The sequence below is a fragment of the Nocardia sp. CA-107356 genome (genome assembly GCF_050946365.1).
Classification (GTDB): domain Bacteria; phylum Actinomycetota; class Actinomycetes; order Mycobacteriales; family Mycobacteriaceae; genus Nocardia.
Map to the genome: position 1 here is coordinate 3,670,101 of NZ_CP191992.1, position 17,895 is coordinate 3,687,995.

At 61.4% G+C, this 17,895-nt stretch carries 13 protein-coding genes and 1 pseudogene; 3 read left to right on the top strand and 11 right to left on the bottom strand.

Annotated elements, in window-relative coordinates:
• Positions 1-323: 323 nt before the first annotated feature.
• Positions 324-602: an integrase core domain-containing protein gene (locus tag ACQP1G_RS16540; RefSeq protein WP_433208560.1), complete on the bottom strand. Its 279-nt coding sequence runs from the start codon at positions 600-602 to the stop codon at positions 324-326.
• Complete coding sequence (locus tag ACQP1G_RS16545; protein ID WP_433208563.1) at positions 491-874, bottom strand: integrase catalytic domain-containing protein; 384 nt, start codon at positions 872-874, stop codon at positions 491-493. Before ACQP1G_RS16545 ends, ACQP1G_RS16540 begins: the two co-directional genes overlap by 112 nt.
• On the opposite strand from ACQP1G_RS16545, the pseudogene ACQP1G_RS16550 reads away from it, so the two are divergent.
• Positions 863-1,644, top strand: a pseudogene (locus ACQP1G_RS16550) (transposase); the annotation flags it as partial. The gene ACQP1G_RS16545 and the pseudogene ACQP1G_RS16550 overlap by 12 nt on opposite strands.
• A 241-nt stretch (positions 1,645-1,885) precedes the next feature.
• On the opposite strand, the gene ACQP1G_RS16555 reads toward ACQP1G_RS16550, so the two are convergent.
• A complete protein-coding gene (locus ACQP1G_RS16555; protein WP_433204734.1) occupies positions 1,886-2,317 on the bottom strand; it encodes a hypothetical protein in 432 nt (143 codons plus the stop codon).
• 424 nt (positions 2,318-2,741) lie between these two features.
• On the opposite strand from ACQP1G_RS16555, the gene ACQP1G_RS16560 reads away from it, so the two are divergent.
• Together ACQP1G_RS16560 and ACQP1G_RS16565 are read left to right on the top strand one after the other, a co-directional pair.
• The gene (locus ACQP1G_RS16560; protein WP_433204737.1) at positions 2,742-3,554 is read left to right on the top strand and encodes a hypothetical protein; all 813 of its coding nucleotides are present in this window, start codon (positions 2,742-2,744) and stop codon (positions 3,552-3,554) included.
• Between the two features lie 159 nt (positions 3,555-3,713).
• A complete protein-coding gene (locus ACQP1G_RS16565; protein WP_433204740.1) occupies positions 3,714-4,538 on the top strand; it encodes a helix-turn-helix domain-containing protein in 825 nt (274 codons plus the stop codon).
• A gap of 250 nt (positions 4,539-4,788) precedes the next feature.
• On the opposite strand, the gene ACQP1G_RS16570 is transcribed toward ACQP1G_RS16565, so the two are convergent.
• The 8 genes from ACQP1G_RS16570 to ACQP1G_RS16605 form a co-directional block, all read right to left on the bottom strand.
• The gene (locus ACQP1G_RS16570) at positions 4,789-5,589 is read right to left on the bottom strand and encodes a hypothetical protein (protein WP_433204743.1); all 801 of its coding nucleotides are present in this window, start codon (positions 5,587-5,589) and stop codon (positions 4,789-4,791) included.
• Positions 5,590-6,368: 779 nt separating this feature from the next.
• Positions 6,369-7,130: a hypothetical protein gene (locus ACQP1G_RS16575; protein ID WP_433204746.1), complete on the bottom strand. Its 762-nt coding sequence runs from the start codon at positions 7,128-7,130 to the stop codon at positions 6,369-6,371.
• 333 nt (positions 7,131-7,463) lie between these two features.
• On the bottom strand, positions 7,464-7,664 hold the full coding sequence (locus ACQP1G_RS16580; RefSeq protein ID WP_433204749.1) for a hypothetical protein: 201 nt from the start codon (positions 7,662-7,664) through the stop codon (positions 7,464-7,466).
• A 33-nt stretch (positions 7,665-7,697) separates the two neighbouring features.
• A complete protein-coding gene (locus tag ACQP1G_RS16585; RefSeq protein WP_433204752.1) occupies positions 7,698-8,147 on the bottom strand; it encodes a hypothetical protein in 450 nt (149 codons plus the stop codon).
• A gap of 8 nt (positions 8,148-8,155) precedes the next feature.
• On the bottom strand, positions 8,156-15,742 hold the full coding sequence (locus ACQP1G_RS16590; protein ID WP_433204754.1) for a hypothetical protein: 7,587 nt from the start codon (positions 15,740-15,742) through the stop codon (positions 8,156-8,158).
• A gap of 30 nt (positions 15,743-15,772) precedes the next feature.
• Entirely contained in the window at positions 15,773-16,300 is a 528-nt protein-coding gene (locus ACQP1G_RS16595) for a YbaB/EbfC family nucleoid-associated protein (RefSeq protein ID WP_433204757.1), read from the bottom strand.
• 60 nt (positions 16,301-16,360) lie between these two features.
• Positions 16,361-16,693 carry a hypothetical protein gene (locus ACQP1G_RS16600; protein ID WP_433204760.1) on the bottom strand — a complete coding sequence of 111 codons (333 nt, stop codon included), beginning with the start codon at positions 16,691-16,693 and terminating at the stop codon, positions 16,361-16,363.
• Positions 16,694-16,882: 189 nt separating this feature from the next.
• Positions 16,883-17,725 carry a reverse transcriptase/maturase family protein gene (locus ACQP1G_RS16605; RefSeq protein ID WP_433204762.1) on the bottom strand — a complete coding sequence of 281 codons (843 nt, stop codon included), beginning with the start codon at positions 17,723-17,725 and terminating at the stop codon, positions 16,883-16,885.
• Positions 17,726-17,895 lie beyond the last annotated feature (170 nt).

The following is a 17,895-nucleotide window of genomic DNA, read 5'->3' on the forward strand; positions in this document are numbered from 1 at the left end:
CGAACCGGACAGCTGGTACGGCTTGCGCAAACGCATCGCCTACGGTGAGCAGGTCCTGCTGGCGAAGACATTGCCGACCAGACCGAGACGCCGGCGCGGCTCGAGTCACCAAGAACAACGCTCGGTGTTGCGGGCTGGGTGTTGATGGAGGTTGCTGTCGGTGTGTTGGCCGCCGGTTCGCTGCTACGACCGGATCGTGCAGCGTGCCTCCGCTGCATCCCGCAACGGGGCTGCGGCGCGCAAACCAACGTCCTTCGAACGCTACTGAGCGGTCCCCGATGACGAGACCACCCGGAATTGAGTCCGGGTGATTCGTTGCGTGTTCAGTTGGTCCCGCAGGCCACCGGGTGGTGGGTGCAGGTGCAGGCCGCAGCGTACTGGGCCGGGGTCAGGTAGCCCAGCGCCGAATGCCGGTGCCGCCGGTTGTGATCGACCTTGAAATCGCCGATCACTACGCGGGCCTCGAGCAGGCTGGTCCAGTGGTTGCGGTTCAGGCACTCGGTCCGCAGCCGCCGGTTGAACGATTCGACGAAGCCGTTGTTCCAGGGCGTGCCCGGCGGAATGTAGGAGATTGTGACCCTGTCGGCGCAGAACTGTTGCAGGGCAGCCCAATCATCTCCAGACCGTTGTCCATCCGCAGCACCCGCGGAGGTCCGCCCGCCGCGGTGAACACCTTCTCCAGCTCCGCAACAAGCCGTTCGGCGGTAATCGACCGTTCCACGGTGTGCAGCAGTGATTCGCGGGTGTGTTCGTCGATCATCGATGCGATCTTCACCGCCCGCCCGTCCACGGTCGAGTCGAACTGGAAATCCAACGCCCACACCACCTTCGGTGCGTCCGCCTCGACCGGAGGTGCAGAAGAGGCGCCACCCACAAATTCGCCGTGGCCTGTCGTGAGGCCGGGGTCGGGTTCTCCTTCGGGTTCGCCCTCGATGCCCGAGTCCAGGCCGCGGCCGAGATCCTCGACAAAACCGGCGCCTGGTATGCGGCCATCGACTTCAACGGCGAGATCCGCGGCGGCGCGTGGGTCGCCGAAGCCACCGACCTGGTCGATCCGGCCAAGTGGCCCAGCTACATCGGCCAGCAGCCGCTTGAGCCGGGCGTTCTGCTCGCGCAGCTCCTTGAGTTCCTTGGCCGCGTCGGTGTCTACCCCGCCGTACTGGCGGCGCCAGTCTCGGCTGATCCCGCGCAAGGGACGACCCCAACCCGGAGCACAGTCGCGGTTCACCGATTCCGACGGGATGCGGATCACCGCGTTCATCGCCGACACAGCTCACGGTGTCGTGCCCGGCGGCGTCGCGGGATTGGAACGCCGCCACCGCCGGCACGCTCGTGTCGAGGACCGCATCCGCGAAGTCAAGGCCACCGGATTGCGCAACCTGCCACGCGTTCGACGCCAACGCCGCCTGGCTCGAAATCATTTTGGCCGCAACCGATCGCATCGCCTGGACCAAACTCATCGGATTCACCGACCAGCCCGAACTGACGACCTCCGAAATCGGGGCCTTCCGCTACCGCGTCCCGCACGTCGCCGCCCGCGTCACCCGATCCGCCCGCCGAACCCGGCTACGCATCGACCGAACATGGCGCTGGGCCACCGCCATCGCCACCGCCTGGCAACGCATCCGCACCGCGTTCACGTGACCCCAGCCCCACCGTTGGCTCGAGCCGAAAGACCAACCGGCCCTGGAAAGCCCGCCACACGTGGCGACACAGGCACCTTCAACGTGCCCGGCCACCCGAAATCAGGCTCCGCCAGCCAAATCTGCCCACCAACCAACAACAGACCAGCCGGTACGCAAAATCGAGGCTAGTACTCAGCCGGACTTCGTGATCGTTGATGCTCCTGGTCGGGGCACTGGAAGTGGGTTGAGCCGCCGCGTGATCATGTTGTGTTTGTTTGGGACACAACTAAATTGGCGGTGGCTGCGTTCGACAGCGTAGCCATTGACCCGCGGCAGGAGTTCGATGAGTTCACCGTGATCGGGGCTCGGTTTGGGCGGGTGGAGACCCGCCGGACCGCGGGAAGGGTGCTGGTCGGGATGATGTCGGAGCTGCCGACCAAGACCGCATCGATGCGCTCGACGCCAGTGTTCGGGCGCGCTGGGTTCCCGATGACGAGGTCCGCGGCGGAGACCCAAAACTGCGCGCTGTACTCGAATTCCGCGGCACCGGTTACGTTTTCGCTGTCGGTCGCGACCATCGCGTCACGACAGCGGCTGGCCGTGTCCGCGCCGATGTCCTCGCCGGCCGCCGCTGGTCGACGGAGTAGAATTCCCAAACCGCCGAAACGCTGACCGGGCTCGACCAGCATCAAGTCCGGGACTGGCGGTCCTGGCAGCGCTGGACCCTGTTGGCCATGCCGCCCAGGCCTTCCGTACCGTCCTCGCCACCACGCACGGCGCGGACGAACCTCATCCCACCTGATCGCATTGACCCGCAACGAGATCCGACACCTGTTCGCCACGTTGGTTCTCACCCCGGCCCGTGCCCTCGGCCGCCGGATGCGATGGCAGCTCTAGCGACGCCGGCACCGGCATCGCGCCCGACGCGGCCACTACCAGCACCGATCCCGACTCACGCCATGATCACAAAGTCCGGCTGGAGTACTAGCGCCACTTTTCGCGGGTCTGCTCCCCAGGGATGTCTTTTTCACCCCGACGGGGGGCACCCGACGAGTGTGTCCAACAGCATCTTCCGAAGATGTAGGTTTCCCGCAATACCACAACTAGGAGTTGGACATGCGAATCAAAAAAACGGGGATATTCTGCGCTGTGGGTGCACTGCTATCCACAATTTCGACTGTGTGCGCTTCGCCCGCCCTGGCCCAACATGGTCAACTCGACCAATATCGCACGACGACCATCGTCAGTAATCAATGCTACCAGGTCGCGGCGGTGATTCCGGTGGACAAGGCGGTCGTCGCATCGAAAATTCCGAGCGGTTTCGTCCCGGCCAGTATTCAGGCGATTCAGGGACATCCGGAGGCAGACGGGCCGGGGGGATTGTTCATCAACAGCATCAAGTGCGTGGGAGCCAATACGGTGAATGGGAAGCCCATCAAGGGTGAGCTGCGCGGCACCCCCGTTTCGGTGTTCATCATGCCGAGGGGCAACACGAGTACTACCAATATTCAAGTCTACAATATCGACTGGGCCACCAACCAGAAGGCATTTTTCGAACTGCTCGATTCGGAACAGATGCCCACCAGTATCAACACGAAGATCGACATCGATTTCGACAAGGCAATCTCCACCGGACCCGATTGGAAGGTGACGGTCACCGATATCCAGCCGATTCCGCCCATCTCGGCGTCGGGGATCGACTTCTGGCACGAGGCCGGCAACAAGGTGGGCCACGTCCGGATATCCCTGGGGACCGTCGACCAATTCGCTCTCGGCAACGGTTGCGTCCAGGCGGAGCCGAGATCTCCTGTCACACGGTTCCTCGGCGTGGCGTCGGCCTGTGGCCAGGCGACCCACAACTACTACCAAACAGTGACAGTCGTCAACGGCGATGCGCCCGTCGCTAGCGGTGGGGCTGCAACCGGCTAGTTGCCACCACGCGATTAGCCCTGTAGTAATAGTGGAGTCAGTGCTCCCGTTACATGTACATGCAACTTGGATTTACATGAAACGGGAGCACCGAGATACGTGAATTCGTTCGGGGGTGCCATTGTAGTGATTACGGAGCAGGGGGGGGCTTCCCAAAGGGTGCCGATCCCGTCCCTGGGCAGCTACCTGAGTTTGTTGCGCAAGCGCGAGGAACGCAGGCGGCTGGCCGACGGCAGGCTTACCCATCCGAACAAATTGAGCCGGGAGCGGTTGTCCCGGGAAGTGGCGGTGAGCGCCCGAACGATCGAGAAGATCGAGACCGGCGAGGTGAAGCAACCCACCCTCGCCGTATTGGCCGCGCTCGTGACACCTCTCGGGCTTTCCCGGGACGAGTTCTGGCATCTGTGCGATCTGGCCGACTATAGCGAGAACTACGGTCTGGGCCTGTTCGCACTCCAGATGAGCGTCCCGGATCTCGAGCAGAGCATGAGGGCAGCGGACGCGATGCCGCTGTTGAAGGCGGACCTCGAAGGCGACCACCCCACCGAGCTCGTCGCGGTCTTCGATCCACTGTGGCGCCTGGTCGACGCCAACAAGACGTATCGCACATTGCTGCCGAGACACGACATCGGCTCCATACCATTGGAGTGGTATCTGAGTGCCGAAGGCCGCAAGACGGTCCTCGAGTGGCGGCAGGAACTGGCGATCATCATCCCTTGGTGGCGATGCCTCGTCGGCCGGTATCGCAACGATCACGAGGTGATCACACGCCATCGTTCGATGTGGCGGCACCCCGAGTACCGCGAGCTGTGGGAACTCGGCGAAGTCTGTTATGGTCGGCCCACTGAGCATTCTTCGATCCGTTTGCGCGATCCCCTCACCGGGATTACACGAACGTTGCTGAACGAGTGGAGTGTGATCACCTCCAGCTCGGTTCCACTGGTGCGATTCCGCGGCCGGGTCGTGGCCCACACCGGTCCCTAGCCCACGACATCGGCGAATACGACCACCGCCACGGCTACGACGCCACCTCCAATGCACCCGCATCGCGCCACGCCTCGGCGATCCGCTGCAACGGCAGATCCAGAGCCTCGCTGAGCCCCACTACGGTTCCGAAACCGGGGCTGAGCCGGTGTCGGGAAAACCGAGGTCACCGAGGAGAATATCGTCGGTCGCTTCTCGTCGGGGGCCGATGTTCGGTAGATCAGCACGCTGGCGCCCAGCACGACAATCACTACGACGGCAACGCCCGCCGCGATCGCGATGACTTTCCGGGACTGACTGTCGAGCCGTTGCATATCAAATTCCTCCTCGTTGTCAGTAATTCACCGGCAGCATCATTAATTCGTCGAGTTCCTTGCCGAACGACCTGTAAATGGCCGGACGACGAAGCCAAGCCGGTGCCTGCGGGCAGGTCCGGGGAGGTGCAGAGATCGAAGTCGGACCCGTTACCGGTGATCCGAAGCAACCTGCGCGAGTCGACCGGTTCGCAATCCTCCCACCAATTCCCTTCCCATTCCGGGATCCCCTCGGGCCAACCGGACCATTCGGCGAGCGAATACATGAAACGAGGCCGCGTCAGTCCACAGGTCTCGCCGTCAGGAAGGGTGAAACCCGCATGGACCTCTTGGAGGAACGTTCGGGCCTGCATGGGCAGACTGTCCCACAGAGTCGGCCGGTGGTCGCCGAAGAGTGCCGGGTCCCAACCGACCCATACGGCAAGTGACTCACCAGGAGAACTCACGATGTAGACGAGCACGATCTCGGCACCGGATGGGCCTTGCCAGTAGCATGGCCGCACATCGACCAGCGCGGATTCCAGCACATGAGCGAACCTGGGAACTAGGTCGAGAAAATCCCTGTTCCACAGCGAAAGCGCTACTGCTGCACGCTCACTCGGTTCTACCGAATCGGCGATCCCTCTCCATCGTTGCGGCACAGAGGCGGCCTCAGGTGCGACCGTGTCGATCAACTGAGCGCTGACTTCGCCGATCTCCAAAAGCGTTGTAATTGCGTCGGGATCGATGTGGGGCATTGCTCTCTCTCGCTTCGGATTATTGGTTGTCCGCCAGTGTTGCGATCAGCTCGGTCAATTCCTGCCGAACTCGTTGTTGAAGTTGTTGCTGCGAATTCCGCCAGAGTGAGTCGACGTTTTTATGTCCATCGCCGATCTGGAACCTTGTACAGGTTTACCGTTTTCGACAACCATTGTAGATTCAGCGGAGCATTGACCACGAGCCACATGTTGTCCGCGTTGAGTTCCATGAATCGAGGCAGTTGTACAATCTCCGCCTTGGGCACGATGTGGTCCGCGGAAACCGCTGGTTGTCCTGTGCTCGGATTCTTGCCGATCGTCTGCCCGGGGCGTGCAAGGTCGGGATCACCTACGTTCGGTCGGGGTGCGCCGCGCGGCGGTGTGTTCGGGTAAGGATATTGCGGTGTCTTTTCGCGCTCGATCGCATCGAATGCCTGACGGGCGGGCGAGTTCTTCGGGACGATGATGTTGCCATTCGGCGACTTCGCCAGCGGATGCGGTGATTGCCAACCTGGCGGTGTGTTCCGCCGTGCGGCATCGAGTTCCGCTCTCGTGCGGTCGGAAAGTGTCTTCGGTGCGGGGCCGCCGTTCAGGAGCCGTCGAGTGGCCCCCTCGCATGCCTCCAGCTTCGCCAGATCGGCCGCCTGCTTCCCGCCGAGTACCGCGAGCTTCCTCGTTCAGTCTTCTACAAGCTGACATCGGACACCTGACTCTCATCGTATTCACCGACCCCCGATCCTGAACGTCCATCTGCACACGACCACGAGGGGATGATTGGTTCAGTATTTCGTGACTTCGGCGTCGTAGATGATCTGCATCTGGTGGGTGCCTTCGATGCCGACGTAGGGGCAGTTCGTGGCGCCCTCACGCAGGGTTGCGGCGGTGTCGCCGGGCGCGATCCAGCGGAGTTTGCCGGAGTCGAGCCAGGGCCCCAGGTCGAAGTCGTAGTCGCGTCGGGTCTGGGGGTGCTCTGCCCAGGCATTCCAGATTCCGCCGTCGTTGTAGATGTCGTATTTCTTACTACCCCATAGGTTTTCCAAAGGGACGCCCAGTTGCCGTCGAGTGCTGAAATAAGTAATTGCCCAGCCGGTATGGGGGCCGATGGGTAGCTCGGCGATGACGGCGCAGACTTCGGGGAACTCGAGGAGTCGCGGGACGACATAGGGAGTGTCGGGTCCCGGCATGCGGTGGAACGGTGCAGGGGCGACAGGTTCGCTCAATCGGACCGCGCCGCCCATGGAGAGCCAGGTGGCCGGTACCCGCTCCTGGAGGCGGCGGGTCGGGTTGTCGTAGTTCCAGAACCAGCCATCCAGGTCGATCTCGTCGATCGGCCATCGGATGAGTTCTCCGGTGAACGGACAGCGCGACACCGTAACCTCCGGCAACAGCTCCGAGTACCGATCATGGAGGTCGAACACCCGATGGATCGCGTCCTCGCCCTCGGTCGTATAGCCGACCTCCTGATAGAAGGCATTCAGGCGGTTGCCCTCCTCGAGCAGTTTCCGCCTTTCAGCGCGGAATCGTTCGATAGGTTCCGTCACTCGCGGGTTGCCTCCTGCGCTCATCACTCCACCCCAACCTCGCTGCGCTGGCCATCGGCGCTCACGGGAACTGGCCGCAACAGAGTCATCGTCAGCCATCCAGTGATCGATTTCATACCGTACATCCACGGTGTCTCTCGGGTCGCCTTCGGTCCTTGCATTTAGAAGTATGCCTCTATTGCGGCATCGTACAACTCGTCCGTTACGTCGACATCGTTGGTGGGAGATAGTTCCTTGTGCGTACATGGTTCAGGAACTCGTCTGGAATGTCGAGTGGGTAGTTAGCAAAATAGTGAATGGAGTCCACTCGCCATAACCATACGCCATCGGATATCAGCGATGGTCCGCTGCGAATAGGTATCGTGCCGTTGATTTTGCTGCCTTCAGAATGGATTGCTGGCCGTGCTTCAACGCGCTTAGCTGTTTGCCTTCGATGACCAGCTGAGCCGCCAACTCGTCGCCATTCAGCGTCGGCAGCGCCACCCGCGGCACTACGGAATCCGCGATCTTCTTGTCAGCAACCACCTCGGTCACCGCGGACTCCTCGTTGTTCAGGAGTTACACCGCTCAAATTATAGTCCCCCTCCTCGTGGACCTCCATATCACGCACGACCCGTCCGATCGTGCCCGCCTGCCATCATCCTCACGCTGCAGGCCACGTACCGGCGTCACCGCGTGGTGTGCCTCGATCACGGCATTGGCGTATCCGTTAGGCCTGAAGGCGCCGATGATGTGTTCGATATTTTCGCGTTCGGCAAGGTCGAGGAGCTGCTTCACAAGTAAGCCCGAAAGATTCATTCCGCGGCCCTTGGGGGCGATGTTCATCGCCATCATGCAAAGCGTATTCCCGTCCGGGATGTAGGTGTCTTTATAGGTGCCGTCTAAACCGGCGATATCATCCCATGTTTGAAGGCTCGCTGGATCGTCGTCCCAGTTAATGCGATTCAACGTAAGCACCGCGAGCAACTGCCCGTCCTCGTCTGCCAGGCACAATTGGCCTGCAGGAAAAGCCTCCATCCGACCTCTCATCGTGCCGGGGGGTTGGTCATGAATGGCGGCCAGCATTTCGCTTCTAGTTGATCAATAGCAACGGCATCGGGGTCGTTGTGGCAGTATTCCGGCCACGTCATCTGAATGATACCGTTCTCGTTGATCGCATCGATGACCTGAGTGGCTGGCGGCTCAAGTGTCTCAAGTATGCCGGTGAGTTGTTCCCGGACGGCGCGCTGAATCTGTTCGAGGCTGCCGCCGGCCTCAGCATGTTGCCTCAGGACAGCCAATTCGTGTTCCGGTGAGTTGGTCTGGACGACCATTGGCAGTTTGGTGTTGGCATCGAGCCAAGCGCGATGGACGGCGGGATCGAAGTCCCCGCGGCCGGCGAGTTCGTAAGCGCGGTCACGCAGTTTGGCGGCATCCGACTCGATCTGGTGGCGGAGACCGTCCTGATACTGTCGGCGTTCAGCCCGGTCGGCGTCGGGCTTGGTGGTCGCGAAATACTCGTTCGCTTGGTTTCCGACGTTGTTGAGCCGTGCAGCCACCCCACGGTCGACTGCGGCCACGACATGCCAGAGCGCCATCTCGCGGTCGACTCCTTCTGCACTCTTGTCTGCCCACACCAGCACAGGATCTTCGTGTGAGCGGAACTGCACCAAGGGCTCGTGCCTGGTGTTCAGGTCCGGATCGAATTGGTGGTCAGCGAAGATCGGTTCGAAGATCCGGGCTCGCTCGTAGTTGGTCGCGGGCTCCCAGTACACGTGTGGACCGTGCTGGATGCCGGCATCGAGTCGTATCAGTTGGCGTTCGTGCTCGGCTAGTTCGGCTGGTGTGAGCAGGCTTCCATCGGCATGGCGGATGTCGAAAAGGTCGTGATCGCCTGTGACCGGCTTGTATGCGTTGCCAACCCTGCCCTCCACCACGCCGTCATCGCGGACCTGGAACCTCCCCTGATCATGGAGGACGTCCATATGGGCTTTGTAGGCTTCGTAGTCTTTGTTGCGCTGATCGAGGCGAGATTGAAGGCGCTTCCAGTGTGCGTCGGAGTGGCCGTCAAGGACTGGCATTTCGAGCATGCCGGGTTCGAAGCGCCCGACGAGACCCTTGGCATATGCGCGTGCACCCAATTCGATGTCGGAGTCGTTGACCGTCTTGTCTTTGATGGCTACCGGTTTGGGTATTGCCCCATTGCGGAGATGCGGAACCGAATCGGGGTTGGTCGGACGGACGTCAATGACGAGGTTGTACCGTTCGGCATAACCTTGGATCTTCTGCTGGTTCTCCTGCGGGATGCCGTAGACCGACTCGATCTGGTGCGCAGTGACATGATCGGGTGCCTGCGGATACTCGCCTCCGCCAGGCATTTCCGCAGGACTGGCGGGCCGACCCCACGGCGTGCCTGCGAGGGTTTCCGGGTTGCGCGGCGGTATACCCGCTGGACTGCGGGGTGTTTCGCGTGGGCGGGGACTGTCCGGATTTCTTGCTGGGGGAAATGTTTGCGCGTTCGGTGCGGATTGGTCTGGCTTGGTATCGGTGTGCCGTTCCGGAATGTGATTAGGTGGCGTGGAGTTGTTGACCTCGGCGTCACGATCCGGCGGGGTAGGGGTCTCGCCTCCGGATGGCGGCTCTATCGGGCTGTAGGTCGCTTCGAACTCGATCTTTCCGATGATCCTGACACTGATTTTCTCAGGGTTCGTCGGATCATATCCGGATGCAATATAGCAGTCCGAATCACCGCGCGTTTCTCCCCAAGATGCCTTTGCAACTATAGACTTGCCGGTTGGATTCGGTTCGGCGCGTACGGTACCCCTGGCTGCGAATTTCCCATTCGGGAGAGGCTCATAAAGAGTGCTAAACTTATCTTTAGCAACAATGTATCGTTCCCTGCCAGGATTGGTAATAATCCAATCGCCGCGTTTCGCCGTATTTCTTGTCTCTTCCTTCCCGGAACTCAGAATCGTCACGACGTTTTCTCCGCCTTCTGCCTCGACAGCCTGGACGACAGCTTTTTTTCGGTAGATAGGAGCCCGTCGCAACCGTTCGGCGTAGTCGGGCATCACTGTCTCAAGACGAGCATCGGTTACCGAGATGACCGTTGTCGGATTCGGATCGCGGGGGGTGAGCTGTGGTTCGTTGTCGCCGGTGGTTGGGGCTTTTTCCGAGCTTGCCCGATTGTTAGACGCGTCCGCCGTGGCGACGCCGTTGGGGCGGCCCGAACTGGGATGCTGTTCAGTTGCTGGCGGCGCATTCTTGGCGCGGTCGCTCGGTTGAGGTTTGGCTTCGGTGTGCCGTTCCGGAGGGTCCGCTTGATCGGTGGCTTCGGAATCGTGGTGCGTCGTCGTATCGTCGCTCAGCGTCGATACGATGTTGTGATACTGCGCAAACTGCGCATCGGATCGGTCTTCTGGGATCTTGTTGCTGAGATACTGCACCTGTTCTGGGCTCAGTGCCAGTGCGGCGGCGGAGTCTCTGAGCAGTTGGCGGAAGTGGTTTCTGATCTGTGGGTCCAGCGTCGCTGGTTCGGCTTGGAGGTGTGCTTCTGTTGAGTCCGTGACGAATCGGATTTCGACTCGGAGCTTGTTACCACTGCTTAGCTGGTCCTCGGTGAAGACCGTGGCCGTGGCGGGCCGAGTGGCTACTTCGACTTGCTGCGTCAGTCCGCCATTAACTCCTTCGTCCGGGGTGAGGTGGACGTTGATAGTCACCACGGTCACCGCGCGAAGGTCCTCGCCGAGAGTGTGGTGTATCTCGCAGCGGGGTCTATCGTGTCCAGGGTCACGGGTGCGTGGGGAGTCCGTGTGGGGTGGGCTCGGATTTTCGTGCGATGAGACGGACTTCGCTGCGGTTTGGATGGGGGTTTCTTCGCCTGGGCGGTCTTGTTGGGCGGCAGAGAGTTCATGGTTGGGGGCGGCGATTCTGTTGCTGAGCGTCTCTGTGTCGGTTTCGTCCAGGGGTCCGCCGGCGGAATTGGTTTCATCTAGGCCGAGGTGTAGTCGGAGGTAGCGGGCCACTGTCTGTGCGGAGGAGCCGGCGGGCCAGGAGTGTCTGTTCGTGTCGGTGTCGCTGCCGACGACCACGTGGAGGTCTGCTTCGTCCGGGTTGTTGGTGAATTTGATGGTGACTCGGACCGGGTCGCCGCCGGGGAGCCGCGGATTGGAGCTGCCGAGCAGGTCGGCTGCGGACCAGGTTGCCGCCATGGTTCGGCGTTGCCAGTAGTCGGGTACCTGATCCAGATGCATGGTGAGGTGCACGACGATAGCCACTTCGGTTGCCGGCTCATCGGTATAGTCCACTATTTGTCGTATGCGGAAAGGGCCAGAGGTAGTGGCTGAAGGTGCGTGGTCGGCCTGGGCGCCTATTATTCTGTACGGAGTTGAGCCGTCTGGTTGGGGATTCTGTGGGCTCGATTCAAGGCCGGCAGTGGTTAGTCTGGGTGCGCCAATTCGGTTGTATTCCTCGATGATGCGGTCCGCGGTGGAGAACATTTCACTCAGCACCGCGATCCGTTGCGCGTACTGGCGATGGTCGGTGAACGCGAACGAGCCGTCTTGGGCGCGGATCAGATTGCCTTCGGCGTCGACGCGAAGGTATTGGTTGAAGATAGGTTGTCCGTCGCGTACTGGCCCGCCGTCCGTAGGCATGTAGCGGCTGTGGCTGGTGTATGAGGAGAAGTCGGCCAGGAAATATTGGTACGTTTCCCGGAACAGTCGGCGGATCGCCATGACATCGGCGTCGGTCAGTTCGGTAGGTCGGACTGGATAGCTACCGGACAGTTCCAGGGCGGTTTTTGCTACGTATTGGAACACTGTGTCCGCCGAGTGAAAATTTCTCAGATAGTAACCGATCGGGTCAGCGTCGATCAACGAAATTGCCGCGCGGACCTGGGATTCGGAACCGAAAAGGTCGCCGTAACGTTCGATTGCCGCGACCGCTCGCCTGTGCTCGGCTTGCGCGGCGTGCCCAGCGCCCGACTGGTACTGCCGCTGGGCGGTCTCTTTGCCGAGATCGTGAAGTAGCAGTGTCGTTAGCATGGTGTGCTGTGGAACAAGTCGTTCGCTGTCGGTTTCCTCGGCTACCAGTTGCCGCCACTGGTGCAACATCATCTGGGTGTGCTCGTGCAGCGTGTACCCCTGGGCGGTACAGATCTCTTTGTAGTGTGTGCGGAGTTCCGGTAGAGCGTTGAGCAGCGAATCGAGTATCTCGTGGGGTTGTGCGCCGGCGCGCCATAGCCGGTCGAGGTGCTCGCCGACATGAACGAGGGGAGTGTCGTCTGCCTTGGGCATGTCGACAGGTGGCGCTACTGGGGCGTTTGGCCGCGTTTCTGGTCGATCCGCTTGATCTCCGCCTCGGCCCAGTCTTGCCAGATCTTGATCTGATCCTCGGTAGCCGGTGGCCGACCCTTCGCTTCCAGTTCGGCTCTGCGAGCGTCCATCCGCCGAATCGACTCCTGATATTCGGGGGTGTTCCGGGACTGGTGCAACGTGGGACCGAGAATCTCCCGCGCCTCCCGCTCCAATTCCTCCGGACTCATGGGCATTGTGGCTCCTTCCGAGATCGATTAATCGGATGATGTACTTGCCCTCATCATGAGGGCGTCTGCCCGGCTCGAACGACCGGCTCTCGACCTGGAATCGATGTCCAGGTGGGAAGACGACCTCGTCCTGGTTGAGGCTTGCCCAGGATATGTCTTTGCCATGGCGGGATTCGATGATGAGCTCGATGTTGCCGCCTGCCATCGATGTTTCTTTGTCCGAGGATGCAAACCCGGAATCGACCACGACCGGGTCGGGCTGATTGGGGTCGTAGTAGCCGAGGAACTCCCTCCGCTTGACCGGGTCGTCGATGCGCAGAGAACGGAACACCACGCCGTCGTGGTCGGGCAGCTTGTTGTAAGCGTTGGTCAGCGCCCGGATCTCGACATCGTGCCGTGCCAACAGCGCCTCGTCGCCGTTCCGGGTGGCGTTGTTGACATTCTCGTTGAGGGCGTAGTCCTGGTTTCGGCGGATCAGGTCGATCTCGGCGTCCGTCAGCCGAGCCAGTTCCGGATACTCGCTCTGGTTGCGGGCCCGGATATCCCGAGCCTCAGGACTCACCGGGTGGTCGCGCGCGTATTCGCGCTCGGCGATCGGGTCATTGTAGTTCGGATTGGCGTAGTAGGGCTTATCCTCGACGGGCAGCCAGGGGTCCTGGACGTTCTGCGGATGGGTGTCGCCGCTGCTTTGTCCGGGTGTTTCATCAACGCGATTTACATCTTCTCGGCCGTCAGGACGGGTGTTCGGATTGTCCGGTCGAGGAGGTGACGGGCTGGTGTCCTTGGGTGTGGGGCGGGTTTGTCCGATGCGGGTGAGTAGTCGTTGCTGTGGGTTGTGGGCTGCGTTGGTGGGTTCGACAGGGTTGCGGTCGGGGTCGTAGAGGATGGCATATATGGCGCGGAGTTCCGGGTGGCTGTCAGGCTGGTAGTTCTGGGTTGTTTTTGTAACGGGGTCGTGGATGGTGAGGTGGCCGTCGTTGTCGATGTTGGCTGGGTATGCGTGTGCGCCGATGCCGTATGGGGTGGGGTGGCCGTCGTATTCGACGACGACAGCGGCGATGGCGTCGTCATCGAGTTCGCTCAGCCGGGCGGCGATGGCGGCGTGGTCGGGGTACGCGTGTAACCGAGCGCCTGCGGCGGTTTCGAATTCAGTGCCGCTCCAGCCAGTGTGGCCAGCTGGGTTGGTGGTGCTGCTAGTGGTTGGGAGGATGTAGGTGAGGGTGTTGACGGCGCAGTCTGCGGCGGCAAGCTGGTCCCACACTTCTTTCTGTGGCGTCGTCAAGTCGCTGCGGGCGTCGGTCCACATTCGCACTGGACTGGGTTGACTGTCAGAATCGTGTGGCGGCGTGGGGTTTTTGTTGTCGGGTGGGTTCGACGGGATTGTGTCGGGGCTGGGTGTGGATTGAGGTGATGTTGCTGGGGTTTGCGGGGGCGCGATTGGAGTCGGTGTGGGTGGGGTGGTGGGTTGGGTACTGACGGTGGTGGCGGGTTTCGACTCCCCACCTGTGGTTGTCGTGGCGGGTGTGTGTTGTTGCGCCGCGGCGATATTCGGTTTGTTGTCGGTGGCGGTGTTGATGTGGGCGCGGGGTGTGACTTTGTCCGCAGTGCCGGTTGGTGCGTCTGGCGGTGTGGCGGGTCCGGTGGTGCGTTCGGGCGGGGTTGGTGTTCTGGTGTTGTTGTCGGGTGCCGGTGTTGTTGTCTGGGGTGTGGGTGTGGTTTTGGTGCTCGTATCCGGTGTTCCGGCACGGGATTCCGTGGTCGTGCTGCCCGTGTCTGTGTTCGGATGTGGCGTTGTATTGGGGTGGGGGATAGTGCCGTCAGTTTGCTGGGGGATCGATTCCCCGCGCAACCACATGCCGTGCAGCTTCTCGAGTTCGACGGCATTTGTATCGCTGTAGCCGCCGTTCTTAGCCGCTTCGGCGCGCAATTTGTTGGTTTCGGCGTAGTATTCGCTGGCGCGTTTTCGCTCGGATTCAGACTGGTCGAGGACTGTTGCCCTATCGGGATTGATGTCCAGCTGAAAACGGCGGTGGATGCGCCTGCCCTTGGCGTCGGATTCCGGTGTGACTTTGCCGGGTTTCGAACTCGTTGTGGTGTTGCTGGTGTTCGGTGTGTTTCTGGGGTTTTCCGGGTGGGGGGCGTGGAGTCCGCCGAGTGCTCCCATGGCCGCGCCCATGGTGATCAGGCGTGGGTCGAAGGTGGTGTCGACTTTGTTCCAGTCGAGGTGTCCGTGGACGAGTTGGTCGCCGACTTGCCAGGCGATGCCTGCGCCGTATGTGCCGAACCCGCCGATCGCGCCGCCGATGGTGTGGCTGATGATTCCGTTGGCCAGTTTCGGTAGCGCGGTTCGTCCCAGCAGGTTTCCCAAGCCCATGCCCACTGGTGTTGCGACGATTGCGCCGGCCCCGAACTCGAAGCCGGTCTCGAGGGTTTGGCCGAGGTCGTATCCGTCGTCGCGGTGTCCGGCTGCGAGCTGGTAGGCCTGGATGCCGACGTCCATCCCGATCCCGAACCGGCCCGCTTTCAGCCCGGCGATGCCGATCTGTTTGAGGTAGGGCTTGAGGAGGTTGCGAAGGCCGGCTTTCCCTGCTTGCAGGGCAAGCTGTTCGGCTCCTTGTTCACTGGCGACGGTGACCGCTTCACGGCCTGCGGCCAGCGCGAGCGGGACCGCGGCTTCGCCCCAGGGCCAGCTGGCGATCAGCGAGCACACGGTGTAGGCGGTGATCCCGGCGACCACGGCTTCCCAGATTTTGGTGTATTCCAGTATGGTGGCCGCGTTTCGGGTGGTGTGGCCGAGTTCTGTGAGTCCGTCGACAAGCTTCTGGATCGAGTTGGGGCCGTTGTCGAACAGGGTGGCGAACTCGCGGGCGGCGGCGTCGGCTCCTTCGCCGGTGTAGGCATTCTGGGTGGCGTCGGTGACGGCTTTCAGGTCCGGTTCGATCTCGGCCAGTTCGGCGGCGGCTTGTTTCCAGGCGTCACCCAGTTTGAACAGGTCGTCCTCGTCGCCTTTGGGGTAGGCCTGACCGAAGTTGAGGGCTTGCAGTATCTCGGGCGGGATCCATTCCCACAGTGCGGTGATCGATGACATGAATACGCTCGAACGACTCTACAACCCGGCTTACCAAGGCCGTTCGATCATGAAAGATTCTTCCCGCGACGGCTTCTCGTGGTCCCACTGCTCGACATTACAGAACACCATCGAACCATCCGAGTCCTCAGAGTCGGTGCTGGTGCGGTCGTGTGCGGCGGGTGGCGCGGTCGAGACCGGTGGGGGAGTTGGCAGCATGTCGTGCACATCGGGCATGCCCGCAAGGAACTCCGAGAGTTTCGGGATCCGCGCCTGGTCCTGCTTCAACGGTTCGAGCAGCGCCTGGGTTTTACGCTGCACCTGGGCGGCGGCGTCCTGGACGGCGCTGGTGACAGCGTGCGCGATCTCGGTGTAGGTCAGGTCCTCGATGGTGTCGGCGAATCGGGTCTCGATCACGACACCGTCAGCGTTGACGACCACCGTCACCCGACCATGGGCAGCGGATGCAGTCGCAGTCAGCTGCGCCCGTTGCTGCTGTGCCTGCGCGATCGATGCGATACCAGCCCGCACCGAATCCACCAGATCAGCCAGGCGCGCCCTGTCCAACTCGTTCGTCATCCGGCTGTTGTACCTCCCCACCCCCGAACATCTCGAAGGCGACTTTACGACTTACATGAGCTAGTGCCGACGAATCAACCTCTTAAAAACCTCGGTGTTACCAAACTCCGTCAATTCCAGCTTGTTCGCCGTGTCTGTCACCCACTTCGAATGGGAGTGCAACAGCGCAGATTTGGACGCGAGGACTGCCTGCAGGTTGTGGTCGGAGTTCTCATAGCCGTTCTCGCTCTTGGCGAAACTCTTACCGAACTCGTCGTCGCCCCATTTGCCCCAGTGCGCCGCCGACGCAGCCCGAACCTTCGACAGCACGGCATCAAACCGCGCGGCGACTTCCTCAAGATTGTTGCCGACAGCACGAAGCTGCTGGGTTTCAACCCGTACCTTGCCTGGCATGAAACCCCCTGGTGTGTTTGAACGGAGCTTATTCGAGCTCGACCACCTCTGTGAAACCGCAAGTCGCGATCAAGAGCGCTCTTGTGCTGGTCACCGAGCGATTTTCGCTGTCCGGACCGGATACCCGACTCCGGAGACCGCGCAGCCCGTTCGGCTGCGCTCACTTCGCGAACAAGAGCGTATGCGGGTTCAGCGGGCTGTCGGGCGTTCAGATTGTTCTGCCATAGACGATTCCCGGAGAAATTCCACAACAACTTCGTCCGCATCGTCGAGGAAGTTCATTGCTGTCGCCAAACGCAGACCGCGATAGAGCAACGACGGATGTCGATCGGCCTCGATCCATTCGGAAGAATCTGCAGCAGTCCGGCCACGGACGAGCAGGGCCGACCGCTCCCCATCCAGCCAGTCGGCAAGTGGCTTCCACCCGAGCAGCAGGTCGTGACCGAGGTACCCGGCTTGCAACATCTGTTTGATCAGCCGCAGGAATCGGTTGTCGCGGATCTTCTCCGCCAGGATCGAGAGCATGACCTCATGGCCGAAACTCCCGAAACAGTCGGAGATGTCGCTCTCGATGAACCAGGTTGTCCCGGTCCATGTTTCGGCCACCTCGCTCAGCGCGGAGTGACAGCCACGGCCGCGACGAAAACCGTGTGAACGGCCGGAAAACTGCGGTTCGTAATACGCCTCCAACAACAGGCGGATCACTTCGCCGACGAGTTTATCCGACCAGGGTGGCATTCCGAGGGGTCTGAGTTTCCCATTCTTTTTGGGGATGTAGACCCGCTGCACGGGACGAAACCGGTAGCGCTCGTGGCGCATAGCATCAATGATGCGATCGATCTTGCCCCGCGACACGCCATCCGCGGTTTCACCGTCCGGCCTGGGTGTCATCGCCCCCTTGTTGGAGTAGATGTTCCCATAGGCCAGTAGGTACAGCTCCGGATTGAACAGCTGCCGGTAGAGTTCATGCAGCGGCAGGCCGCGCCTGCCGCGTTCACGGAGAACACCCAGTACTGTTCCGGCGCTCTGCATTTCACATACCCCCTTCAGCGTCCGGATGTCCAGCCACCTGGCGCCCTTGGCCCCGTGGACGGCCTTCCCGTCCTCCTTGGTGCGGCGTTACTCGCACGACTACTACGGCGGCGCCTGTGTCGCCATAGGGCTCGCGCCCCGTAGGCGATCCCACGTTCGTCCCCGTCATA

Coding starts and splice junctions, on each gene's coding strand:
- ACQP1G_RS16560 (WP_433204737.1), top strand. CDS start 2,742: ATGCGAATCAAAAAAACGGGGATATTCTGCGCTGTGGGTGCACTGCTA.
- ACQP1G_RS16570 (WP_433204743.1), bottom strand. CDS start 5,589: ATGCCCCACATCGATCCCGACGCAATTACAACGCTTTTGGAGATCGGC.
- ACQP1G_RS16585 (WP_433204752.1), bottom strand. CDS start 8,147: ATGGAGGCTTTTCCTGCAGGCCAATTGTGCCTGGCAGACGAGGACGGG.
- ACQP1G_RS16590 (WP_433204754.1), bottom strand. CDS start 15,742: ATGTCATCGATCACCGCACTGTGGGAATGGATCCCGCCCGAGATACTG.
- ACQP1G_RS16595 (WP_433204757.1), bottom strand. CDS start 16,300: ATGACGAACGAGTTGGACAGGGCGCGCCTGGCTGATCTGGTGGATTCG.
- ACQP1G_RS16600 (WP_433204760.1), bottom strand. CDS start 16,693: ATGCCAGGCAAGGTACGGGTTGAAACCCAGCAGCTTCGTGCTGTCGGC.
- ACQP1G_RS16605 (WP_433204762.1), bottom strand. CDS start 17,725: ATGCAGAGCGCCGGAACAGTACTGGGTGTTCTCCGTGAACGCGGCAGG.